This window comes from Belnapia sp. F-4-1 (assembly GCF_000802185.1).
In the GTDB taxonomy this organism is placed as follows: Bacteria; Pseudomonadota; Alphaproteobacteria; order Acetobacterales; family Acetobacteraceae; genus Belnapia.
In genome coordinates this window covers 13,648-34,544 of record NZ_KN676119.1, presented here as the reverse complement: position 1 = coordinate 34,544, position 20,897 = coordinate 13,648, and the positions used below count along the sequence as shown (strand labels likewise).

23 protein-coding genes are annotated in these 20,897 nt (G+C 66.6%); 3 read left to right on the top strand and 20 right to left on the bottom strand.

The window, feature by feature from the left end; all coding sequences use genetic code 11:
* The 13 genes from LH62_RS30925 to LH62_RS27815 all read right to left on the bottom strand — a co-directional run.
* Positions 1-1,170: CHASE3 domain-containing protein (locus LH62_RS30925; RefSeq protein WP_144404784.1), on the bottom strand; the 1,170-nt coding region annotated here is incomplete at its 3' end.
* Between the two features lie 512 nt (positions 1,171-1,682).
* Positions 1,683-2,837 (bottom strand): calcium-binding protein, encoded by a 1,155-nt coding sequence (locus LH62_RS29975; protein ID WP_160299928.1) that lies wholly within the window; start codon positions 2,835-2,837, stop codon positions 1,683-1,685.
* A gap of 522 nt (positions 2,838-3,359) precedes the next feature.
* Entirely contained in the window at positions 3,360-3,662 is a 303-nt protein-coding gene (locus LH62_RS27860; RefSeq protein WP_043367507.1) for a hypothetical protein, read from the bottom strand.
* Positions 3,659-4,042, bottom strand: coding sequence for a hypothetical protein (locus tag LH62_RS27855; RefSeq protein WP_043367505.1), 384 nt, complete (start codon positions 4,040-4,042; stop codon positions 3,659-3,661). The genes LH62_RS27860 and LH62_RS27855 overlap by 4 nt, the downstream gene beginning before the upstream one ends.
* A 13-nt stretch (positions 4,043-4,055) precedes the next feature.
* Complete coding sequence (locus LH62_RS27850) at positions 4,056-4,358, bottom strand: hypothetical protein (RefSeq protein WP_043367504.1); 303 nt, start codon at positions 4,356-4,358, stop codon at positions 4,056-4,058.
* Positions 4,359-4,776: 418 nt separating this feature from the next.
* Positions 4,777-6,282 carry a YfjI family protein gene (locus tag LH62_RS27845; RefSeq protein WP_052215208.1) on the bottom strand — a complete coding sequence of 502 codons (1,506 nt, stop codon included), beginning with the start codon at positions 6,280-6,282 and terminating at the stop codon, positions 4,777-4,779.
* Positions 6,282-7,298 (bottom strand): hypothetical protein, encoded by a 1,017-nt coding sequence (locus LH62_RS27840; RefSeq protein WP_043367503.1) that lies wholly within the window; start codon positions 7,296-7,298, stop codon positions 6,282-6,284. Before LH62_RS27840 ends, LH62_RS27845 begins: the two co-directional genes overlap by 1 nt.
* Positions 7,295-7,465, bottom strand: a complete 171-nt coding sequence (locus LH62_RS31400) for a hypothetical protein (protein WP_160299927.1) — start codon at positions 7,463-7,465, stop codon at positions 7,295-7,297. The genes LH62_RS27840 and LH62_RS31400 overlap by 4 nt, the downstream gene beginning before the upstream one ends.
* Positions 7,462-7,794: a hypothetical protein gene (locus LH62_RS28845; protein ID WP_052215206.1), complete on the bottom strand. Its 333-nt coding sequence runs from the start codon at positions 7,792-7,794 to the stop codon at positions 7,462-7,464. The genes LH62_RS31400 and LH62_RS28845 overlap by 4 nt, the downstream gene beginning before the upstream one ends.
* A gap of 127 nt (positions 7,795-7,921) precedes the next feature.
* Entirely contained in the window at positions 7,922-8,227 is a 306-nt protein-coding gene (locus tag LH62_RS27830; RefSeq protein ID WP_043367500.1) for a hypothetical protein, read from the bottom strand.
* 116 nt (positions 8,228-8,343) lie between these two features.
* Complete coding sequence (locus LH62_RS30920; protein WP_144404783.1) at positions 8,344-8,856, bottom strand: hypothetical protein; 513 nt, start codon at positions 8,854-8,856, stop codon at positions 8,344-8,346.
* Positions 8,857-9,339: 483 nt separating this feature from the next.
* Positions 9,340-10,374 (bottom strand): replication initiator protein A, encoded by a 1,035-nt coding sequence (locus LH62_RS27820; protein WP_052215204.1) that lies wholly within the window; start codon positions 10,372-10,374, stop codon positions 9,340-9,342.
* Positions 10,371-11,048, bottom strand: a complete 678-nt coding sequence (locus LH62_RS27815) for a recombinase family protein (protein ID WP_043367497.1) — start codon at positions 11,046-11,048, stop codon at positions 10,371-10,373. Before LH62_RS27815 ends, LH62_RS27820 begins: the two co-directional genes overlap by 4 nt.
* Before the next feature lie 347 nt (positions 11,049-11,395).
* Here LH62_RS27815 and LH62_RS27810 point away from each other — a divergent pair, with 347 nt between their 5' ends.
* The 3 genes from LH62_RS27810 to LH62_RS27800 are packed head-to-tail and all read left to right on the top strand — an operon-like array spanning position 11,396 to position 12,470.
* Positions 11,396-11,869 carry a hypothetical protein gene (locus LH62_RS27810; protein WP_043367496.1) on the top strand — a complete coding sequence of 158 codons (474 nt, stop codon included), beginning with the start codon at positions 11,396-11,398 and terminating at the stop codon, positions 11,867-11,869.
* Entirely contained in the window at positions 11,866-12,138 is a 273-nt protein-coding gene (locus LH62_RS27805; RefSeq protein ID WP_043367493.1) for a hypothetical protein, read from the top strand. The genes LH62_RS27810 and LH62_RS27805 overlap by 4 nt, the downstream gene beginning before the upstream one ends.
* A complete protein-coding gene (locus LH62_RS27800; RefSeq protein WP_043367492.1) occupies positions 12,135-12,470 on the top strand; it encodes a hypothetical protein in 336 nt (111 codons plus the stop codon). The genes LH62_RS27805 and LH62_RS27800 overlap by 4 nt, the downstream gene beginning before the upstream one ends.
* On the opposite strand, the gene LH62_RS30915 is transcribed toward LH62_RS27800, so the two are convergent.
* The 7 genes from LH62_RS30915 to LH62_RS27770 all read right to left on the bottom strand — a co-directional run bounded on the left by LH62_RS30915 (position 12,471) and on the right by LH62_RS27770 (position 20,767).
* Positions 12,471-12,947, bottom strand: a complete 477-nt coding sequence (locus LH62_RS30915) for a hypothetical protein (protein WP_144404782.1) — start codon at positions 12,945-12,947, stop codon at positions 12,471-12,473. It lies immediately after the preceding gene.
* Between the two features lie 335 nt (positions 12,948-13,282).
* Positions 13,283-14,965, bottom strand: a complete 1,683-nt coding sequence (locus LH62_RS27795) for a methyl-accepting chemotaxis protein (protein WP_043367491.1) — start codon at positions 14,963-14,965, stop codon at positions 13,283-13,285.
* A gap of 857 nt (positions 14,966-15,822) precedes the next feature.
* Positions 15,823-17,280 (bottom strand): HWE histidine kinase domain-containing protein, encoded by a 1,458-nt coding sequence (locus tag LH62_RS27790; RefSeq protein ID WP_052215202.1) that lies wholly within the window; start codon positions 17,278-17,280, stop codon positions 15,823-15,825.
* Positions 17,277-17,753 (bottom strand): response regulator, encoded by a 477-nt coding sequence (locus tag LH62_RS27785; RefSeq protein WP_043367490.1) that lies wholly within the window; start codon positions 17,751-17,753, stop codon positions 17,277-17,279. The genes LH62_RS27790 and LH62_RS27785 overlap by 4 nt, the downstream gene beginning before the upstream one ends.
* 1 nt (position 17,754) lies before the next feature.
* Complete coding sequence (locus LH62_RS27780) at positions 17,755-20,019, bottom strand: ATP-binding protein (RefSeq protein WP_236552724.1); 2,265 nt, start codon at positions 20,017-20,019, stop codon at positions 17,755-17,757.
* Positions 20,016-20,342, bottom strand: coding sequence for a hypothetical protein (locus tag LH62_RS27775; protein ID WP_043367489.1), 327 nt, complete (start codon positions 20,340-20,342; stop codon positions 20,016-20,018). The genes LH62_RS27780 and LH62_RS27775 overlap by 4 nt, the downstream gene beginning before the upstream one ends.
* A gap of 77 nt (positions 20,343-20,419) precedes the next feature.
* Positions 20,420-20,767: a hypothetical protein gene (locus LH62_RS27770; protein ID WP_144404781.1), complete on the bottom strand. Its 348-nt coding sequence runs from the start codon at positions 20,765-20,767 to the stop codon at positions 20,420-20,422.
* Positions 20,768-20,897 lie beyond the last annotated feature (130 nt).

Below are 20,897 nucleotides of genomic sequence, written 5' to 3'. Positions count from 1 at the left end.
GGCCGACTGCGCCACCTGGCGGGAGATCTCGGAGACCGAGGCCGAGAGCTCCTCGGCGGCGGCTGCCACCGTCTGCACATTGCCGCTGGCCTGGGTAGCACCGGCTGCTGCAGAGCCTGCTTGTGTTTGGGTGATATCGGCCAAATCGGACAGGCTCTGTGTGGAGGAAATCAGCTTGGCCGCAGCTCCAGACAATGCCTGCACTACACTACCAAGCGCCTGCTCAACGTTGTTTGCAAACTGCTGAGTTGCTTGCCGCTTTTCCTGACCTGCTAGAACTTCAGCCTCAGCTTGCTGGGCGCGCAGGAGTTCTGCTTCTTCCAAGCTGTCACGGAAATTAAGCACTGTTTTGGCCATGTGGCCCAGTTCATCGCCACGCCCTTGGCAAGGGATCTCGACCCGCAAATCTCCTCCCGCGATGCGCCCCATGCATCCGGTCAGGGCACGTACTGGACTGGCAATGCCGCGTGCCAACACCAGGGCCAGTACGGCAGCCGACAGCACCGCCAGCGTACCACCTACCAAGTTCACCACCCGGCCCATTTCGAAGGCCGATGCCTGTGCTGTGCTGCGAAGGGACATTAGGCGCTGCTCCTCGCCTGCAATCTCCGCCAATTTAGCACGAAGGCCATCCATGCTGGCCTTGCCGCCACCACTCAGTTCCATGTGTCGGGCTTGGGTGCGCATTTCAGGGTGCACCATCATGGCGATTGCTCGATTGGCGTGTCCCTCACGCCAAGCCTGTGCAGAGCGATCTAGGTCGGCCAGCCGGCTCTGCTGTGCCGGATTATCGGAGGTTAGACGCCGAACCTCATTGAAGTGCCGGGTATAACTATCCCGACCGGTTTGGAAGGGAGCAAGAAACCCTTGGTCATTCTCCGAGAGCAAATAGCCGCGAAGGCCGGTTTCTTGGTCGACCATCGCTGCCATGGCGCTGTTAAGTTCAGCAAGCACCTTATGAGTATGGTCAGTTTGATCTGCAGTTTGCTCGATCGAACTGAGTGTTGACCAAGTCACCGCATTCACTGAAATGGTTATGACAACCACTAAAGCAAAAGAAGAGGCTAACTTCTTCCCAATACTCCAGTTGCGGACATTCATGTTGCTAAACTTTTCTGATTTCCTTGGAAGTGTCTCGGAAGTTGCATTAATCGAATTGAAAGCGTTCATTTTCGACCCCAATTATCCCGCAACTTATAAGCATATTTTATAATATTATATCGAATGTGTTTCTAAATAGTTAAATTTTGTGCCTCATTTTCCATCCTTTGTGGCCGCAGCCTCAAGCAACGCCACGTCGCCTGCCCGCCACTGTTTCCCCGTCATCAACTTGGTCGCCTCAGCCGTCGGCATGCCAATCGCTGCGCCGATCGCGGCCAGGGCGTCTTGGGTAAGTTTCCAGACCGACGGCGCAGTTCGCCGAAGATGGTTGCATAGAGCGCCTAATCTTCGCCGAAGAGTGACCGCATCAGAGATGGGCAATGCATGCTTGGCGCTTTAAAGACCAAACCGACATGACTACTGGGTATGCCGGCGGCCTCGGAGGCGACACGGCCCGAGCGCCGGCATTTCTAACATAGATAAATGCTTAACCAGTAGCTGGCGCCGGGCTGAAGCCGCCCAAGTTTGCTGGGCGACCTCTCGTGGCACCGGCGCCGAACAACGCCACAATACAGACAGGGTCAGATAAAGGCGAAGTCATCCGCAGCGAGCTGGCCGCGGGCAACGTTTGTCAAGACAATGGTATTGCCGAGGCCGTCCCCAATCCACGTGTCGAGGCCGACCTGGGCAGACTGCGCGAGGACAGTGGCGAAACCCGAGGCGAAACGGGCACTTGTAAGGAAGATGGTGTCAGTGCCCGACACCCCAGCCGCAAAGTCGGTGACGATATCAACGCCGAAGTTATCCCGGGAGACAAAGCGATCGGCACCAGCTCCGCCAGTTAGGTAGTCGTAACCAGCAGCGCCCTCCAGGACGTTGTCGAGGTCGTTGCCAACTAAGACATTGTCCGAGGCTGAGCCGTAGCCATACGAGGCAGAGCCGGTGAGAATAAGTTGCTCAACGCCAAATGACAGTGCGAAGTTCACGGAGCTATAAACGACGTCGAAGCCGCCGCCGCCAAAGTCTGAGCCTTCCTCAGCGAGGGTGTCGCCAATCTCGGTTACCTCATAAAGGTCATTGCCAACGCCACCGTACATGACGTCGTTGCCTGCATTACCGATAAGAGTGTCATTACCTTCTTTACCGTAGAGGGTATCCACATCTTCCCCACCGTTTAACAAGTCGTTTCCACCATCACCGGAGATAAAATCGTTACCAGCACCCCCATCGATTTGATCATCTCCGCTCACGCCGTCTAATATGTCGCCATCGTCATTACCAAAGATGGTATCGTTCCCGGCATCTCCATAGATCTGATCAGTCCCGCTTTCCCCCAAGATAAGATCTAGTCCATTGCCTCCGTAAATAATATCGTCGCCAATATAACTGCGTATGTCGTCATTTCCCTCGCCGCCAAGAATAGTGTCAGCGAAAGAAGTGCCATTGATTTGGTCTGTACCTCGACCCCCATCCGCAAACCCCCCCGCGATTTCGGGGACAAAGACGCCAGGAGAGATCTCGGTGGGTGATATTAGGCGGATAATGTCGTCGCCTTCTCCTCCCAAGAGCACATCATTATTGCCTGATCCGTAAACTACATCATTTCCGCGACCGCCGTCGGCGTATACAGAGGCAGCCGATGCATCGAAAGAAATAATATCGTTGTCATCAAGACCGTAAGCAAATCCATCCGCCAGGTTTTGTAAGGTGTCCGCATTCTGCGTACCGACGGTCATTTGGTCTTTCTCCCGAGTGCATGTTCTACAAAGCAGTGCAGATCGATGTCCGAATGATATGCGCTGCCGATCTCCACTGGCGGCACATGATCCCATGTTGTGCCACCCCAACCTGGGAGGGATTTGTTCTTATTCGCAAGACGTTTTATGGTTCAGGCAGAATAAATCTGTGTATAACTATGGTTGCAGGCAATCGGTCCTAATTCTCCCCGACTGAGACGGCTGAAGCTCCGGCGGCTTGATCCCCCCGATTGCCGCCGCCGGAGCGCCTCGACCCCAGACAATGCAGCGCGGCGCCGATTGGCCCGAACCATGCGCGGCGTGCTGGCTCACCACTCCATCCGCCACCGCCGAGCGGCGGCATCGTCATGCTGTTGGTGCCGGGAGACTGCCCCTGGTCGTCGCGCTGCTTCTGCGGCCCTAAGCGGCAGCCCTGCAGCACTCGCAAGCCATGTGCATAGCCGGCGGCGGAGAGGGCATTCAGTGCCTCGTCCAGGTGCTCGGCCGGGCTGTCCAAGGGCATCACCGCGCCAAGCCCAGCTTCTTCATCTCCGGCCCGAGCAGGTGCTCGCGGGCAACCGGGTCCGCCGCCACCGCGCCGATGGCCGCCTGCTGGATCGCAGCCCAGGTCGGCGCATCCGCCTCGACCGCCGGCACCCCGCCCTCGCCCATCGGCAGCCGCACCATCAGCCCGGTCTTCTTTAGCCGCGACACGCCGAGCTCGAGCATCAGCGGTCCCAGCTTCAGGCGCACCATGGCGATCGGATTGCGCCGCTCGCCGGCCGGCACCCGGACGGAGACGGCGCGGGGCGTCCAGGTGGTCATAGCGAGATCTCCCTCGGCGCGGACGTGCTGCTACGGGCGTTCCGCTGATAGCGATGGTTCATCAGGTGGCGCTTGGCGGCGGGGTCGGTGGTGGCGGTGGTCAGCGCCAGTTGCTCCACCTCGCCCCAAATCGCCGGGCTCACAGTAATCGCCGGGCCGCCTGCAAACGCCTGCGGGATCCGGAGCTCGAGCCAGCCGCGTCGGGTGTGCGCCACGCCCACCACCACCGCGACCGGGCCGATTTCCACCTCGATCTCCACGAACGGCGTCCGCCGGTCGATCGCCGGCACTCGCACCGCCACCACCCGCGGGATTGGCATGGCGGCTGCTTCGTGAGCGCGCGTACGCGTGCGCGCGTTTGGCTCGGGCTGGTCGAGCATCACCCCTCCCTCATCACCGCTGCCCCCGTCGGAGTAGCAGAGTGACGCGACGCGATGCGGCGTACTCGCCTGTCGCCGGCTCGCCCTCGGCATAGAAGGAAAGCCGCACCCGCATCCCGGGCTGCACCTGCCGCACGGCGACGAACAGGCCGTGGCCCGGGAGTGGCGCGGGGTCGGGATGCCCGGGCAGACCTTCGCCCGGCTTGTAGGGGCGGATGCGGTGCTGGCGGTGCGGATGCGCCTCAAACCAGAGGCGGTCGTCCTCGCTGGCCGCCTCGAGGGCGTCGACAGCCGGATCTGGGAGCGGCGAGTTCATCGGACCACCTTCGGCGCCTGGTCGCCATGACAAGGGCTGCACGCCGCGCAGCACCAACCTCGCGCGTTGGACCACACGCGCTCTCCGCTCGGCACCGCCGCGCCGCAGGGGAAGCAGTAGGTCGACCCGACCAGGCCCAGGGCTGGCGCGGCATAGAAGGCCGCCATCGCCTCGGCCTCGGCAGCGTCGTGGTCGACGAGGGGGCGGGCGGGGTCCGGTGCAGAAATCGGCTCTTGGATGACCCCCCCGCCTAATCCGGCTAATTCGGCTAATCCGGGCGATGGCAGGGGCGCGAGAACCGCCTTTGGAATGCACCCCCCACCTAATCCACCTAAATCACCTAACCCAGCCAGCCCCAGGGCGCGGCCCTCGGCCGCGGCGATGGCCGCCCAGGGATCAAAGGAAAGGGCGCCGCCGCTCATGGCACCAAGATCCACGCTTCGCGGCGCGCCTTACCGTCGATCTCGACGCCGGGGGGCAACGGCGTGACGAACCCGTGTTCCTGGAGAATGCCGACGATCCGCCGCGCCTGCTCCGCCGTACGGATGGCGTTGAGCCCCTTCTGGTAGATCATCGCCAGGTGACACTGAGGATCCGGGCGGGCCTGCCACCACGCCAACAGCCGCTGCGCCAAGACCAGATCGGGCGCGATCGACGCGGCGCCCTGTAGCCGCAGCGCCTCCTTTGCATAGTGCTGCGCCAGGGCGATGCCGCACGCCATCATCGCTGCCGGCACCTCGTGCGCGTCCGGGTCATTGAACAGCGTCAGCACCCCGGCCAGGCGCCCCGCATGCTCCGCCAGCTTGGCGCCGAAAGCCCGCACCGGCCGCAGCGCCCCGCCGTCCGCGAGATCGTATTCCACATGGTCGTGGAAGTTGATCCATGCGGCCCGGGCAGCGGGCGCAAGAGGCAGTGGTCGGGGTGTGAGGGTGCGGTCGTCGTCGGGATGCGTCGGCGGAGCCCGCCGCAGCAGCTCCCCGATCCGGCCGTGATACGCATCCAGCGCGAGGCGGGCGGTTTCCGTTGTTTCGCGGAATGCCCGGGTGCCGATGGTGCTCTCGGGCTCGACCACCAGGCAGCGGGCGAGCAGGCCGAGATCGTCGAGCATCTCGTCGCCGAGCAGGCGCGCCGCCGCCGCCGGCTGCGCCATCAGGTGCATCGTCACCCGCCGCCCGGGCAGGAACACCAGGCCGCGCATTACCCGCTGCTGCCGGATCGGCTCGCCGTCCCAAACGGCGTTGAGCAGGGCTCCGGTGCGCATCCGGTTGTCGTCGTTCATGGCATGGCCGCCGATGAACCCACCGCCCTCCGAGGTGAACAAGCCGGCCGAGGGCCGGCACTGCTGGAGGTGCTGCACGAGGCCGTCGGGCGTCGGATCGGACACGATCATCATGGGGTGCGGCGGCTCGCGCGGCTCGGTGCCGACCCCGGCGAGGGCGGCGCGGATTTCAGCCCGACCACCATCCTGCGCACCCTTGGCCTCCCTGCCCTTCTTCTTCGCGTTCTCGGTCGCCTCCTTCCAGGCGGCGTGGTCGCGCTTGAAGGCATCAAGACTGGCGGCGTAGGCGTCGCGCCATTCGGCTTCCGTTCGGTACACTTCGGCCAGCGCAATGCGATCGGCCGAGGTTTTGCGCTCGCCGCTGACTGCCACCGTCAGGAACAGCTGGGACAGCGGGTGCGGCCTGCCGGACGGCAGCACCACGTCGGCATGCGGCTGCGCGGCCAGCGTGGCGGCGGCCAGGACCGATTGTGCGCAGAGGGCGGCTGGGCTCTGCACGCGATCCTGCAGCCCCTCGGCGGCGGCCTGGAGCGGCCCCAGAGCCTGCATGGGGAACGGGGTCGGCGGCTCCACATCACGGTGGAGCGGGCGCTTGTCGCGCGGAGTGAGGGCTGCGCTGGCGGCAGCGTCGAAGGCGCTGTCCATCAAGCGCACTCCACCATGCCGCGCGCGATGCCGGCGGATGCCGTCTTGCGGGCGTTCACCGCGTCCTTGCCGCCGCCTTGCATGGCCGCATCCGCCAGCGCATCGGCGGCAGCTGCCCGCACCAACTCGCCCGCCATCACCAACTCACCCGCCCGGCAAGCGGCCCAATACAGGGTGCAGTGGCGGGTGCCTTCGGCTGCGCCGGCCACAGTCCGCAGCAGCGCCGCGAAGCGCGCAACGGTCTTCTCCTGCCCGCCATTGCCCCATCGGCGCATCACCGCACCGGGCGGTGGAGGTGGAGGGCGCCGGTACTTCTCCAGGGACGGTGGCGCCGCCGCCGGCCCCGGCACCGCCAACAGGCGCGAGGGCAGCGGGTCCACGGCGCCGTCGGCGAAGATCGGCGCCGCGGTGAAAATCACCTGCACCGGCCGGAAGCACGTCGGGTCGAGGCCCGGCACCTCCGCCAGCCATGCGGCAAGGTCGGCGCCCCAGCACGGGCGATCCAGCAGGAACCACAGCCGGACGCGAATGCCGGGCTTGATCCCGTGCGAGCCGGTGGCCTGCACCACGCATCCGGCGCCGCGCATCTCCGCCGGCAGTGTCGGGGCGACCACGGCATGGCAAGCGGCGAGGTCGCGCGGGTCGCAGCCGACCGGCAGCGCCGCGCCGTCGAGGTCGAGCGCGACGAGGGCGCGCTGCACATCCCGCAGCGTCGGCACCTCGCCCGTCTCCGGGTCGTGGTGCAGCAGCCGCCGGACCATCAGCACGCGCGCCGGATCGGCGGGCGCGGCGCGGACGATGCAGCAGTCCCTTGCCGCGGCGAGGCGGGCCAGCAAGCCCTCCAGCTCGCCCAGCGTCCGCACGGCGGCCGGGTGCATGTCGTAGCGGAGCGGCAGCTGCGCCGGCACCGGATCCGCGCCGGGGCGGATGATCTTGCAGAGGCGGGCGCCGGGCGCCTGCAGCACGTTCGCGCTCCAGGGGTCCGTCGGGGCGGGGCGTGTGGCTTCGGCGTTCATGAGCGGCCCCCGAGGTTGCGGATCGCGGCCAGCGCCTCCGACATGGAGGTGAAGGCGACCGGGACGGCGCGGGGACCTGGCGGAAGGATTGCAATGCGGGGCTCGCCGAGCTCGTCGCGCAGGCTCTCCATCAGGACGAGGCGGGCGCCCTGCTGCACGGCGCTCATGACCGCACCGCGCCGGGATGCTGCGCCTCGATGGCGTCGATCACGGCCACGGAGAAGCGGTCGGCCGTCGCCCGGTCGGGCCATTCGAGGATTGGGGTGTACTTGGGCTTCCCCGTGGTTGGGTCGCGCATCACCTGGCCGTCGCGGTCAACCATCGGCTTGGACGGCAGGTTCACCCAGCTTTTGCCGTTGCTGGTGTGGACGGCGATGTCGTGGATGGCGAGGCCGTTCGGCAGCCGCACGCCGGCGAAGCAGCGCAGCGAATTCTGCACCCGGAGTTTGCAGCTGATGAGGACGAGGCCGGGGCGGGTTTGTGTGGTCGTGGACATGGGGCACCCTTTTCGAGGGCGCGACGCTGGAATTCGTGCAGGAATGGCATAAAATACAGGCTTCCCAGCCTAAGTACTGCCTTCCGCAACTTGATCAGCGCCGTGCCGGGTTCTGATCGAGTTGCGATTAGGCTGCGCGCTCGGTGGAGCGGCTGCCGCGTGCCTGCGCGGCCTCCATCACCAATTGCGCGTGCGCCAGGATGGCGGCGGTCGGGCTCATGGCCTTGCCGTTCACGACCACGGCCGGGACAGGCCAGCGCTCCAGCGTGCGGGGCGAGATCTGGAAGAAGTAGTGGGTCACCAGATCCGCAGCGGTCTTGCGATCGACGTTCACCGGTAGCTGCGAAAGATCCGGCGTAGGCGGTGCCGGCGGCGGCGGCGGCGGCGCGGGCGGTGCGGCGGTGGTGCTGAGCAGACGGGATTTGGTCGTCATGCGGCCTCCGTATGCCAGGCCCCCGTTGCGGGGCGTGGCGGACGGCCATTCAGTTATCCGGAGCGGAGGCGGCTTGCAGTAACAGACAAATCGGCGTTCCGGCGGGCCGATTAAATTTAGGTTCTTCCCCCGTCGGTTCGCTCGGCTCGGATCTTCTTCACCTCCTGCCCGAGCGCGGCCGCATAGCCAGCGAGGCTCTTGTACGGCGGCGGATATCCGCGGCGCTTTGCCTCTTCCGCGACGCGGCGGCCGAACCCTCTGAAGGTAAGCTTCGGCTCACCTTCCCCTTGCTCCTCTTCTTCCTTCAGGAACAGCAATGCTTGCTGCCGTATGTCACGCAACGGGGGGTGGCCTCGCCGTGGCCTGAGCTCCTTGGGCAGAAATTTCGGGTTGAAAAGCACGTTCATGACCGGCCTGGTCCGCCGTACCTTGTTGGCCAGTTCGTGCAAGTACGCCGACGCGCCAGCACGACCGCGTTCAAGCACCAACGCACCGATGGCTATACGCAGCGCATCGTTCGGGCAGTCCCTCTGACTTGGCATGGCACGCTCAAGAGCAAATGCCCGCCGGGCTGCTTCCGGATCAAATAGTGCGTTCCAGCGGACCTCGTGCCCGTCGTCATCTGCCATCGCGCCCTCCGCACGCTCCGCCGCAAAGTGGCAGGGCGGCCGAGGCGGAGGTGCCCGGCACGAGGGGGGCCTACCCCGCCCTGCCGCCTCGGATTGTATGGCGGGCTGGCACGGAAGCTAGCGGGCCGTTGCGCGGTTGGGCGGAGGCGCCGCGCGCCCCTCGTCGATTAGGTGGATTAGCTGGGAGGGTCATTCAAAACCGTATTTTCAGCAGGACCAGCGCATGCGTCGCCGGCCTCCTCCCCGAGCAACCTTGTGACCCCTCAGCCCGGCCGATGCTGGGCATGGACTTCCGGCCACTCCGGCGCGGCTGGAGGCGCCGTAGAGGCTCCGGGGGCCTTGCTCCCCCTGTCGAGCCGTAAGCGGCCCTAGCGGGCGTTCTGGTGCCGGGGCGAGGGGGGCTGCGCGCTGGAAGTTGTCCACAGCCCGAAATCGTTAAAAAGAACTCCTACGTAGTAGGAGTTAAACAGTTAAGCTCCCGGATCACCCTTTTTTATCAGAGGTTTGCGCCCGTTTTCTGGTGGTGATCCCCCGTGCCTTTGGTGGTGATCCCCCGTGCCCGGCTGGTGGTGATCCCCCGTGTTCATCCCCAGAACATTCAGCCGGCGGCGCCAGGGTTCGGGCGAGGTCGCGGCGCTGCGGCAATTCGGCTTTTGCTGGGTCGCGGACCATGGCAACCACCTCCTCTCCCGTCTGCCCGCGCAGCAGGTCCAGGCGGTATTCCGGCACGCCTTGCCCAGCGACCACCCGCCTCACGTCTTTGGCGAACTGGCTGAGGGGTTGGGGCGAGCCCGACCGTGCATGCAGAGTGCGCATAGTGAAGCGCCAACCCGCTGGCTGCCTGCCCGCATGGCGCCGGGCCAGGCGATAGAGCCAGCGGGCGATCCCGCTCGTCAGGTTGAAGTAGTGCGGCGAGATGGCCAGCACGTCGCGGTGCTGCACCACCCCGTTGTAAATCCAACCGGGCAACGTCAGCGTCATGCCCCTGCTGCGTCCGGTCACGGGATCGGTGTCGTGCGCCCAGTGCTCCAGCAGATGGAACATCTCGACGCGGCGCCGGCTAACAGACCGGATGTTTGTTTCCACCAGCGTTCCGGCGAGCCGCCGCAGGGCCTCCTCCATTTCGCCATAGGACGTGCCACCGGTATCGCGGCCGATAGCTTTCAGCATGTCATGGGGTTGGAAGCGCAGCACAGGCGACACCTCCCGCCCGGCATTGATCGCCGTGTTGATCTGCGACACGGCCCAGATCAGCACGTCCATGTCCCAGATCGTGGCCATGCCGTGGGTGGCATTGGCAGTGACGTTCACGAACCGCTCGCCGTTCGAACTGCGCCACTCGATTGGCTGGGTACGTTTGCCCTTCGACAAACTTACCAGCGGGACGGACATGCCTTCCCGGTCATCGCGCAGCGGCACGTCACCGACAAAGGCGACGAATAAATCGAGTTGGTGCTGCGCGTCGATCTCTGGCGAATTCTGTGCGCCGGGGGCGCCCTTGCTGCCTCTCGCCGTCATGCCAGCTCCTGCCGCAGCAGCATGTTCCGCACGGTGCTTGCGTGCCAGTCGCCGCCGCGCGCGGTACGGACCCCGCGGGCGTTCAGCGCCTCGGCGATGCCGCAGTAGCTGCTGACCCCACTGGCCTCGATCTGGCGGATGATGGGCAAGGTGTTGCTGGCGAAGGCTTCGGCCGCCGCGCGAGTGCTCGCCGCCCCCTTCTCCTGCGCCGCAGCGAGGTTGGTCCGGTTGCCCAGAAGTGCCCCCTGCGCCTTCTTCTGGGCCAGCGCCGCCCGGGTCCGCTCGGAGATCAGCCGCCGCTCCTTCTCCGCCAGCGCCGCATAGATGTGCATCATGAACGGATCGACGTCGGCGCCCAACTCGGCGACCACAAACGGCACCCGCTGCGCCATCAGACCCGAGATGAAAGCCACATCGCGGGAAAGCCGGTCGAGCTTGGCGACGATCACCGGGCATTTCGCCTTCCGGGCCAGCGCCAGCGCCGCGGCGAGCTGCGGGCGGCGGTCCAGGGCGTCGGCCCCCTTGCCGGTCTCCACCTCCGTGAACTCCCCGGCCAGGGTATAGCCCTCCGCCTCGGCGAAGCGGGCGATCGCCTCCCGCTGGGCCTCGATGCCCAAGCCGCTCTTGCCCTGCTGCGCGGTGCTAACCCGGAGGTAGGCGACAATGGGCTTCATGGGGTGACCTGACTGCCTGCGGCCGTTGTATAACTACACTATACACACGTTTAGCCTTTGCAGAAATCACATGTTCCGCAGCCTTCCGCTAGCATCCGCTGGCCTTCGCAGCGCACTCTATATAATTATGCATCCGCTGGCGCATGCTGGCGGAGGGAATGCGGCGTTTTGGGTGGCGTATGCCAGCGGCGTGGGGGCGCATGGCGGAACGGGTGAATATAACGGTTCTGGAGGCGGCTGAGAGGCTGGGCGTCTCAGACGACACAATCCGCCGCGGCCTCGAGGGCAAGGGTCCTCTGAGGGATTTGTTGCGAGACGCGGGCCATAAGGACAACACCGGCCGGTGGGTGATCGGCCTGACCCTGGAGGCGATCGAGCGGAACCGCAGCCTGAACAGGCGCCACCGCCAGCTTACGCCACTCGAAACGCCGCTGGCGGCTCTGGCGGAAGCCGATGCGGCCAGCCTGCAGAAGCTGGCGGATACGCTGCAAACCATGGCGGATGCCGCTGCGGCCGCACATACGGCGGAGATCCAACGCCTGGCCGAGGCACATGCGGCTGAGCTGGCGCGGATGCAGGAGGAGATCACGAGGGTCCGGGAAGCCGCATCTGACCAGGAGGTGCGGATGCGAGCAGACCTGACCGCAGCCACGGCGAAGGCCGAGACCGCGCAGGCCGAACTGGCAACGGAGCGCACCCGTGCGGCCGTGGCGACGGCGGAGGCGAACGGGCTCCGCGAGCGCGCCCAGAAAGCGGAGGAGCGCGCCGGCCGGCTTGAAGCCGATGCCCGGCGGCCCTGGTGGCGGAAGCTGATCGGATGAGTGATCCACTGATCCCGCCCGAGCCCGAGCGTCCCCGGCTCGTCGAGACCGCCGCCGAGGGCCCGCTCGGTGGCCCATCCTATGCCTACCGCAGCGCTGTCATCGACTGCCAGAAGGGTGGCCATGTCTGCCGGCTGCGGATGCCCGAGCACCCGCTCCACAGCCACAGCTTCGGCGTGGCCGGGACTATCACGCCGCTGGTCGACCTGTGGGTCGATGAGAGGCGGTTGCCCCGCTACATGCGAGCGGTGCCTAAGGCGAAGCGGTGACGAGCTTTGACCGCCTGATCCGCATCGCCGACCGGCTGGCTGTGGTCAAAGCCGGCAGCCGCATTGCGGACGAGACCATCCATCAGGCGATAGGGCGTACTGGCCCGGCGCCGTTCTACACGACTGACAAGGCCGCGGCGCGGACCCTACTACCGGTAGGCTTTGAGTGGATCACCGCCACCTCTGTGGGCGGCCGGGTCTATGCGCCGTGCCGCCGCTCCGGCCGCGACGCCGACACACTGCCCTTTCCCCATCATGGGCAATGGGGGCGGACCCTGCCACTGTCCATGTGCGGGGCGGCAATGCGGGCTTGGGCAATGGTTGAGCGCTGATTATACAGCGTTGCGCTCAATCTCGGCGATCTGCTCCACCCACCAGGTAGCTGCTTGTTTAACTAGCTTGGTGCTGTCGTACCCGCTGTACGGGCCACTAATCATTTTGAAATCATATATAGCTCCCCTAGGTTCGGGATATATTGTGACGCTTTGAGAGGCGTTTATAATTGCGTCATGCAGTAAGTTATTTTTATCTTTGTCTATAAAATGCCAGAATATTTTGAAATTTTCACCAGGGTTGCTTTTGTGGCCTTGGACTTTGATCCACCACTCTTGTTGAGCAACAGATAGCCGGGGGTCTCGCTTAGCATCTACTACTAGAGCGTGGCCTACGGTACGGAGCAGCGTTACCGTCCCAGCCCACAGAGCTATCCAGGGACCGGAAGGGCTATTCTGCAGTGCTGCGATCCCACGGTTCGCAAGCTCCAGCATGTTCCGCGCGACTTCTGCTGTTGGCTTGGCCGTTCCCTGCATTCCTCGTTTCCACCATTTGCGGTGCGAAGAGTGCACATCATCAGCCAAGACCACCATAGACGACCTAGGCACGTCACCTGCGATAAACCACCCTTACCGCAAGCGAGCCGGCGCTGCCGCAATCGGCCTGCCGGTATGAAAAACGCCCGCCCCCTGATGGCAAGGGGCGGGCGCTATTGCGGGCCTTATCGAGGTGAGACCATATGACCTCACGTCATACAACTCACATCAGCTCATTGCGTTTCATGAACCCGTTTAGGTTGCAAGAAGGCGCAATGGTCTTTCACCGCAAGGGAGCCGCCTATCCGCTTCCGTCCAGCTCGCAACAATTCCCCTCAAGCTGCCCTTAGTCGCTGAAGAAGGCCGGTTAGTTCAGCTTGTAGTGTGTTGCCCTGCTGAGAGATCCCCTCAGCGGCAGCACGAACATCTACTAGAGCCGCGCTGCTCTCAACCGCTCCATTGCTCACCTGCTGCACGCTAACTGACACCTCCTGGGTGCCGGCGGCGGCCTGCTGGACGTTGCGGGCGATCTCCTGGGTGGCCGAGCCCTGCTCCTCGACGGCGGCGGCGATGGCGCCGGCGATCTGGTTGACCTCGCCGATGGTGCTGGCGATGCCCTGGATGGCGGCCACCGCGTCGCGGGTGGCGGTCTGGATCTGACCGACCTGGACCGAGATCTCCTCGGTGGCCTTGGCGGTCTGCCCGGCCAGCGCCTTGACCTCGGAGGCGACCACGGCAAAGCCCTTGCCGGCATCGCCGGCGCGCGCTGCCTCGATCGTGGCGTTCAGCGCCAGCAGGTTGGTTTGGCTGGCGATGTCGCTGATCAGCCGCACCACCTCGCCGATCCGCTGGGCGCCATCGGCGAGCTCGCGCACGGTGGCGTCCGTCCGCCGGGCGTCGTCGGCTGCGCGGCCGGCCACCTTGGCCGACTGCGCCACCTGGCGGGAGATCTCGGAGACCGAGGCCGAGAGCTCCTCGGCGGCGGCCGCCACGGTCTGCACGTTGCCGCTGGCCTGCTCGGCGGCCACCGCCACCGCTCCCGCCTGGGCGCTGGCCTGGCCGGCGCTGCCCGACATCACCGTCGAGGTCGCCTGCAGCTCCGTCGCCGCCGAGGCCAGGGTGCTGGACAGCTGCCCCACCGCACCCTCAAACCCGCGCGTCAGCGCCTCCAGCCGCGCCGCACGCTGCACCTGCACCTCCTGCTGCCGCACCTGCTCCGCCGCCAGCCGGTCGGCCTCCTGCAGCCCCGCGCGGCACTCCCCCACCGCCCGGGTCATGTCGCCGATCTCATCCGCGCCCCCTGCCGGCAGCGCAAAGCCATAGTCATGCCGTGCCAGCTGGCGCATGGCGCCGGCGACCTGCACCACCCGCTTGACGATGGCGGCGTTCAGCCACAGCACCGAGACCAGGACCATGGCGGCAGCGAAGAGGGTGGCGAAGCCGATCATCCATATTGCACGGCCAAAGGTTGCCTCAGCCTGGTCGGCTGCCGCAGAGCCCATGCGCCGATTGTAGTCCAGCACGGCAGCAGACGTTTCCCGAAAGAGAGTGAAGGCCTGCAGCAGCTCCTCGTTCCAGAGCCGCGTGCCGCCATCTCGGTCCGTGTTCACCAGGGTAGCAAACCTCGCATCATGCGAGCGGTAGGCGCGCCAGGCGGCCAGGGTGGCATCTGCAAGGCGGCGCTCTTCACCCGGCGTGACAAACGCCTCATAGCGCTTCCAGAACTCCTCGAAACGGCCCAGAGCGTTGTTGGTACGCTCGGCAACGCTGGCCTTCTGCGCCGGCTCGGAGACCAGCAGCGCGTTGGCCTGCAGGGTGCGATAGCGGTTAGCCGCCTCAATCACCCCGCCAAGGTTCCCGATGGACGGCATCCAGTTGCGGCCGATGTCAGTGGCGATGTGGCTGACCTGGCTCAGCTGCTGCACGGCGACACCGCCAATACCAGCAAGGACCAGGAAGAGGGCACTAAAAGCGCTGATGAGCTTGGTGCGAACACTCGCATTGCTGAGGAAGGTCATTGTCATCCCGTCTGCCATTGCAGGCGTGGAGCCCGCAGTTTGATCAGACTTGTGATAACGATCTCGTATTAACGAGGCACTAATAACCAATGAGTTGGTGTCTCATTATGTGTTTGATCGCTTTGTGATCGCGAGCACAAGCAGCAAAAGGACCTCGCCGACGGAGCCGGCGAGGTAAGTTTGCAGACAGGATAAGTCTTCTGCTTGTCAGTAGAAGGTTGGATTTTCATTAACAAATACGACCAAACCGCTCCTATTGGCTCTGACCACGGTGGCGCCCGCTGAGGTCCAACACGATATCATTGCGCCTAATTGCAACTTAAACGGGTGCATGAAACGCAATGAATTATCATGAGTTGTATGAAGTGAGGCTGGACGGCCTCACCCTGTGATTAGTCCCATAACTTGCGCCCGCTCCTTGCTATCGAGGGGCGGGCGGTTTCTTACCCCGCAACGTATACAACCTTGAGTTGATAAAACAGCCGCTTCTCTTGAGGAATGATCAAAAACTCAACCACAAGGGGTGCGTTACAGGTTGAATGCTCCAAACAGTTTGAACTTAGGGCCGCCGTCCCCTCCCAGGAACGGCCCTTTTTTTGCTCGCAACGCGATTGCGGCAGCGCCGACTAGCAAGGCAATGGAACCCTACGCCCCATTCTGGGTTGAATAGCGTGGGGGATGTAGAATACTCCTACCGGTATGGTCTCGCTCAAGCCCGCCTTCGCCCTTAGGGGAAGGCGGGCTTTTTCGTGCTCGCAGTCCGATTGCGGCAGCGCTGGCTCGCTTGCGGTAAGGATCATTGCGCCGCATGGCCCAGTAACCGCGAAGCTGTGCGTTCCGACCACCGGGCGTCGGCGCTATGCCTCCTTGAGGCGATGCCTGACGGCGGGGCGGGCTTGGTCGGCCCTTGACCCGAGCGGCACCTCGATGCCGCACACCAGGCCTGCCGGCTCCCAAGCGAACGACACCTTCCCCCCGAGCTGCGCGCGCACGGTGCCGTCCAGCAGCCGCCCGCCGAAGCCGTGCCGCTTCGGCGCGCCGGCGACCGGCGGCCCCCCCGCCTCGGCCCAACGCAGCCGCAGCAGCATCGGCCCGCCCGGCTCCCGCTCGACACGCCAAGACACGGAAACGCAGCCCGCCGCCTTCGACAGGGCACCGTACTTCACCGCGTTGGTGGCTAGCTCGTGCATGGCCATGGTCAGCGGCTGCGCCGCGCTTGCCGGCAACGAAACCTCCGGCCCGTCCAGCGCCGCGCGCGTCCCGCCCGCGCCGAGGAAGGGCGCGAGCTCCCCTTCCAGCAGCGCGCGCAGGTCCGTGCCCGCCCAGCGGTCCCGGGCCAGCAGCGTCTGCGCCCGCGCCAGGGCGGCGACCCGGCCCTCGACCGCGCGGACGTAGCCCGGCATGTCCACCGCGCGGGTCAGCCGCAGCATCGATTGCACCACGGCCAGAGCGTTCTTCGCCCGGTGGTCCACCTCGCGCGTCAGCAACACTTGCCGCTCATCCGCGGCTTTCCGCCCGGTGATGTCGTTGAACAGGACCGCGACCTGCCGCTGCCCGGGCTCGCCGGCGCGGAAGGCGTAGACGTCGTACCAGCGCCCGTCGAGGTTGGCAGCGCGGTTCTCGAAACGGACCGGCTCACCGGTGAGTGCGACGCGGCCGTAAATCTCGAACCAATGCTCCTCGTGCGCCGGCGCGAACTCGCGCATGGTCCTGCCCACCGCCTCGCGCAGGTCGGTGTGGCGTTCGAAGGCGGGATTCACCTCAAGGAAGCGGTAATCGCAGGCGCGCCCGGCCGCGTCGAAAAGCATCTCGATGACGCAGAAGCCCTCGTCCATAGCCTCGAACAGCGTGCGGTAGCGCTGCTCGCTCCTGCGCAGGGCCGTCTGCGACTCGCGCTGCTTGGTCCGCGCCCGCGCCTCGGCCATGGCGCGTTCGACCGCGACCGGCAGCCGCGCCAAGCGCTGCTTGACCACGTAGTCGGTGGCGCCCCGCTTGACGGCTTCCACCGCCGCCTCCTCGCCCAAGGTGCCGGAGACGAAGATGAACGGCGCGTCGGGCGCCAGCTCGCGTGCCAGCGCCAAGGCCGCGAGCCCATTGAAGTCCGGGAGCGCGTAGTCGGCCAGGACAAGGTCGAAGCCTCCGCCGGCCAGAGCGGCGGCGTAGGCGTCCCGCGTCTCCACATGTTCAATCGTGCACACGGCTCCAGCCCGCGTCAGGTGCGAGGCGACCAGCTCGGCGTCGATCGGGCTGTCTTCGAGGTGCAGGATGCGGCATCCGCCATCCTTGGGCGCCGCAAGGGCGGCGAGCGCCGTCACCGGTCGGCGCCCGGCTCCTGGGCGGCGCCGTCCGGGTGCGGCTCGTTGAGCACCGCCCAGAAGGCGCCGATGTCGCGGATAGCCTCGAAGAAGTCGCGGTGGCCGACGGGCTTGACCACGAAGGCGTTGACGCCGAGCCCGTAGCTGCGGACCAGGTCCTGCTCCTCGCGCGAGGAGGTCAGCATGACCACCGGCACGTGCCGCGTCCGCGGGTCGCCTTTGATCCGCTCCAGCACTTCCAGGCCGTCTACCCGGGGCAGCTTGATGTCGAGCAGCACCACCACGGGGAGGGCCGCCATGCCGCTGCTCTCCGGATATTTGTTACTTTTTCGTAATAAATAGTCCAGAGCTTCCACTCCGTCGCGGGCCACCACGACCGGGTTGGCCAGCCGGCTCTTCTCCAGCGCCGCAAGCGTCAGCTCGACGTCGTTCGGGCTGTCCTCGACCAGCAGCACGGGCCTCAGCTGCGCCATGTCAGTCCGTCTCCCCCGCCGGCGCCTCGCGCCGCGGTAGCGTGAAGTGGAAGGTCGCGCCCCTGCCCGGCTTGCCCTCGGCCCAGATCCGGCCGCCGTGGCGCTCGACGATGCGCTGAGCGTTGGCCAAGCCGATCCCGATGCCCTCGAACTCCTCGGCGCGGTGCAGGCGTTGGAACACGCCGAACAGCTTGTGCGCGTAGGCCATGTCGAAGCCGACACCATTGTCGCGCACGCGGAGGACTACCTCGCCGCCCGCCGCCTCGCCGCCGACCTCGACCATCGCCGGGTCGCGGCCGCGTGTGTACTTGACCGCGTTGGACAGCAGGTTCTGGAACACCTGCCGCAGCATGGCGGGATCGGCCTGCACCGTTGGCATCGGCCCGATGCGCCACTCGATCCGCCGCCCCGCCTGCTCCGGCTCCAGCGCCCGCCGCACCTCGGCCACCAGTACCGCCGGGTCGAACTCGATCGGGACCAGGGACGCGCGGCCCATCTGCGAGAAGTTCAGCAGCGCATCCACCAGGCGGCCCGCAGTCTCCGCCGCCTCGGCGATGGTGGCGACGTACCGCCGCCCCCGCTCGCTGAGCGTGTCGCCCTCAGACTCCCGCAGCAGCTCGGCGAAGCCGGCGATGTGGCGGAAGGGCGCGCGGAGGTCGTGCGAGACCGAATAGGAGAAGGCCGCCAGCTCCTTGTTGATCCGCTCCAGCCGGCTGGTGAGTTCGGCTCGCTCCTCGGCCGCGAGCAGCACGACGCCGACGACCGCGGTGCGCAGGTCCTGCGCGGCCCTCACCTCCGCGATGCTCCAGGGCACGGCCCGCTGCCGCACCGTCTCCGCCCAGGCGGCGAAGGAACGGCGCGGGTGCAGCCGGTCCGGGGCCGGCGCCGCCGGCTTGCGGGGATCGCCGCCCCAGGTGACCGTCCGGACCACCTCCGGGCGGAACCACAGCACGTAGCTCGGGTGCAGCTTGGAAACCGACACGGCCAGCAGCCCGCTCGCGGTATCGGTAAAGGCGTTGGCCGCGGGCAGCAGCGCGACCAGGGAGGCGGTCTCGAACACCTCGTCGGCGCCGCGTTCCACCAGCCAAGCGGCGATGCGCCGCACCTCAGCCTCCGGCGGCGTGCGGCCGACCAGGGCGCAGCCGCCTTCGGTGAGCACCGCCGCCCCAGTCGCCCCGGCCAGTTCGAGCAGGTCCGACGGGACGGCGAGGAGGCCGTCCTCGAGCCGCCCGGGCGCTGCCGCCATCCGCGCGAGCAGGCGCCCTTCCAGGCCCTTCAGCCGCGCGCGCGCCTCGGTATGGGCCATCTCCTCGTGCGCAGCGACGCGAACGGCGAACATCTGTGCCAGCAGGTCGCAAGCGTTCCGGGCCGCGAAGGATATCCGGCGTGGCGCGGCATGGTGGCAGGAGACCAGCCCCCACAGCCGGCCGTCGCCGCGCAGGACGGAGACCGACATCGAGGCCGGCGTGCCCATGTTGCGCATGTATTCGAGGTGCACGGGCGAGACGCTGCGCAGGCCAGCGTAGGTGAGGTCGAGCGGCGGCCCGGGCCGGGCCGACAGGATCGGCACCGGGGCGTAGGCCGCGTCGGCAATCAAGCGCTGCGGGTTGACCTCGTAGAGCCGGCGCGCCTGCGCGGGAATATCGGAGGCTGGGAAGCGCAGGTCGAGGTAGGAGGGCAGGCGCCCGTTGCCGTTCTCGGCAACCACGGTGCCATCCCAGTTCTCCTCGAAGCGGTAGATGAGCACCCTGTCGAAGCCGGCAATGCGCCGCACCGCTGCGGCCGCGGTGGCGGCCATCGCCTCCAACGAGGCGGCGTGCCCGAGCCGCGCGAAGGCGTCCCGCACGCCGGGGTAGAGCGCCTCGAGCGTCGATTGCGCCGCCGCTCCGTCCTCATCTGACTCCGCCTCGAGCTCAAGGACGGCGTGGCCGTCGGGCGAACGATGGCCGATCGCCTGGAAGGCGGCGCCGGAGGCCGCGCGGAAGCGGCCGAGCTGCAGCGGGCCCGTCTCGGGCAGGCGCTGCAGTCCCTCGCGCACCGCCCCGTCCGGCGCATCGGCGAGGATCTGCGCGATCGGCTGCCCGAAGGCGGCGGCGATCCCGCCCGGGAGCACGGCACCGGCACCGGCGCTGGCGTGGGCGAGGCAGTCGCCGGCGAAGGCGAGCAGATGCCCGTGCGGCTGGATGCTGCCGGGGATGTGGATGAGCTCGCGATCGCACCCCACCGTCGGGTCGGCAGCGGCCGGCATGTCGTCCGGGGGCGTCACGGCGACGGAGCCGCCGTGGGCAAGGCGTGTGGACGCGGCGCGGGCGCCCACGCGGCGAAGAGGGCGCGCAGGTCGACGCGGATCAGCCCTGCCTTGCGGCGGCGCGGCCAGTCCGGCAGCCACCTTCCGGCCCCGACGTCGTCGAGCATGCCCTTGAGCGCGGCGTAGAGCAGCGCGATCGCATGGAGGTAACGCGTATAGCCGTCGCGGTTGTCGAAGCAGCCGGCCGCTTCGAGCCGGGCTTCGCGGCCGCGGTGCGGGGCGGCAGTGGCGTGACCCAGATGCGCGCGGCGGTGGCCGGCGCAGCCCGTGCCCCGATCCACATCGGCGGCGCGGGGTCCGTTATCCCTATGGGGGTGGGCAGGGCATTCTCGCGCCTCGCGGGTGGCTTGGCCAAGCATCAGGCGTCGTCGCTTCCGGACTTCCGCGCGGCAGGCGGCGAGGCGCCCGCCGCGGCCAGGGTGCCGGTCGCCGCCGCGGCGTGCTCGCGCCACAGCCGCGCCTTGGCGGCGGCGACGACGGCGCGCCGGTCAGCGAACTCAGCGTCGCCGAGCCCCTTCAGCACCCCGGCATCGCGCAACGCGCCCAGCACCAACGCCCGCACGGTCAGGCCGCGCGTCTTGGCGGCGGCCCGGACCTCGGCGCGAACGGCGGGCGCGACCATGACGCAGAGCTGGACCTCGGGAGCCGCGCCTGCGGGTTCGGTGATAGTGCTCGGGAGCGAGTGGCGGCGAAGGGGCAACGGCACTTCCGAAAGTCTTTCCTCCGCATCTTTACGCAAATCCCGGAAACCCTGTCTAGTTCTTCCGATTGAATGGACCGCCTATTTGATGCGCCCAGGGTTGTGACCACTCCGGATCGGCAGTCCATGGGAGGTC

Excerpts from the sequence above, each read along its gene's own strand:
- LH62_RS29975 (WP_160299928.1), bottom strand. The coding sequence starts at position 2,837 with ATGACCGTCGGTACGCAGAATGCGGACACCTTACAAAACCTGGCGGAT.
- LH62_RS27860 (WP_043367507.1), bottom strand. The coding sequence starts at position 3,662 with ATGACCACCTGGACGCCCCGCGCCGTCTCCGTCCGGGTGCCGGCCGGC.
- LH62_RS27855 (WP_043367505.1), bottom strand. The coding sequence starts at position 4,042 with ATGCTCGACCAGCCCGAGCCAAACGCGCGCACGCGTACGCGCGCTCAC.
- LH62_RS27850 (WP_043367504.1), bottom strand. The coding sequence starts at position 4,358 with ATGAACTCGCCGCTCCCAGATCCGGCTGTCGACGCCCTCGAGGCGGCC.
- LH62_RS27845 (WP_052215208.1), bottom strand. The coding sequence starts at position 6,282 with ATGGACAGCGCCTTCGACGCTGCCGCCAGCGCAGCCCTCACTCCGCGC.
- LH62_RS27840 (WP_043367503.1), bottom strand. The coding sequence starts at position 7,298 with ATGAACGCCGAAGCCACACGCCCCGCCCCGACGGACCCCTGGAGCGCG.
- LH62_RS31400 (WP_160299927.1), bottom strand. The coding sequence starts at position 7,465 with ATGAGCGCCGTGCAGCAGGGCGCCCGCCTCGTCCTGATGGAGAGCCTG.
- LH62_RS28845 (WP_052215206.1), bottom strand. The coding sequence starts at position 7,794 with ATGTCCACGACCACACAAACCCGCCCCGGCCTCGTCCTCATCAGCTGC.
- LH62_RS27830 (WP_043367500.1), bottom strand. The coding sequence starts at position 8,227 with ATGACGACCAAATCCCGTCTGCTCAGCACCACCGCCGCACCGCCCGCG.
- LH62_RS30920 (WP_144404783.1), bottom strand. The coding sequence starts at position 8,856 with ATGGCAGATGACGACGGGCACGAGGTCCGCTGGAACGCACTATTTGAT.
- LH62_RS27820 (WP_052215204.1), bottom strand. The coding sequence starts at position 10,374 with ATGACGGCGAGAGGCAGCAAGGGCGCCCCCGGCGCACAGAATTCGCCA.
- LH62_RS27815 (WP_043367497.1), bottom strand. The coding sequence starts at position 11,048 with ATGAAGCCCATTGTCGCCTACCTCCGGGTTAGCACCGCGCAGCAGGGC.
- LH62_RS27805 (WP_043367493.1), top strand. The coding sequence starts at position 11,866 with ATGAGTGATCCACTGATCCCGCCCGAGCCCGAGCGTCCCCGGCTCGTC.
- LH62_RS30915 (WP_144404782.1), bottom strand. The coding sequence starts at position 12,947 with ATGCAGGGAACGGCCAAGCCAACAGCAGAAGTCGCGCGGAACATGCTG.
- LH62_RS27795 (WP_043367491.1), bottom strand. The coding sequence starts at position 14,965 with ATGACCTTCCTCAGCAATGCGAGTGTTCGCACCAAGCTCATCAGCGCT.
- LH62_RS27785 (WP_043367490.1), bottom strand. The coding sequence starts at position 17,753 with ATGGCGCAGCTGAGGCCCGTGCTGCTGGTCGAGGACAGCCCGAACGAC.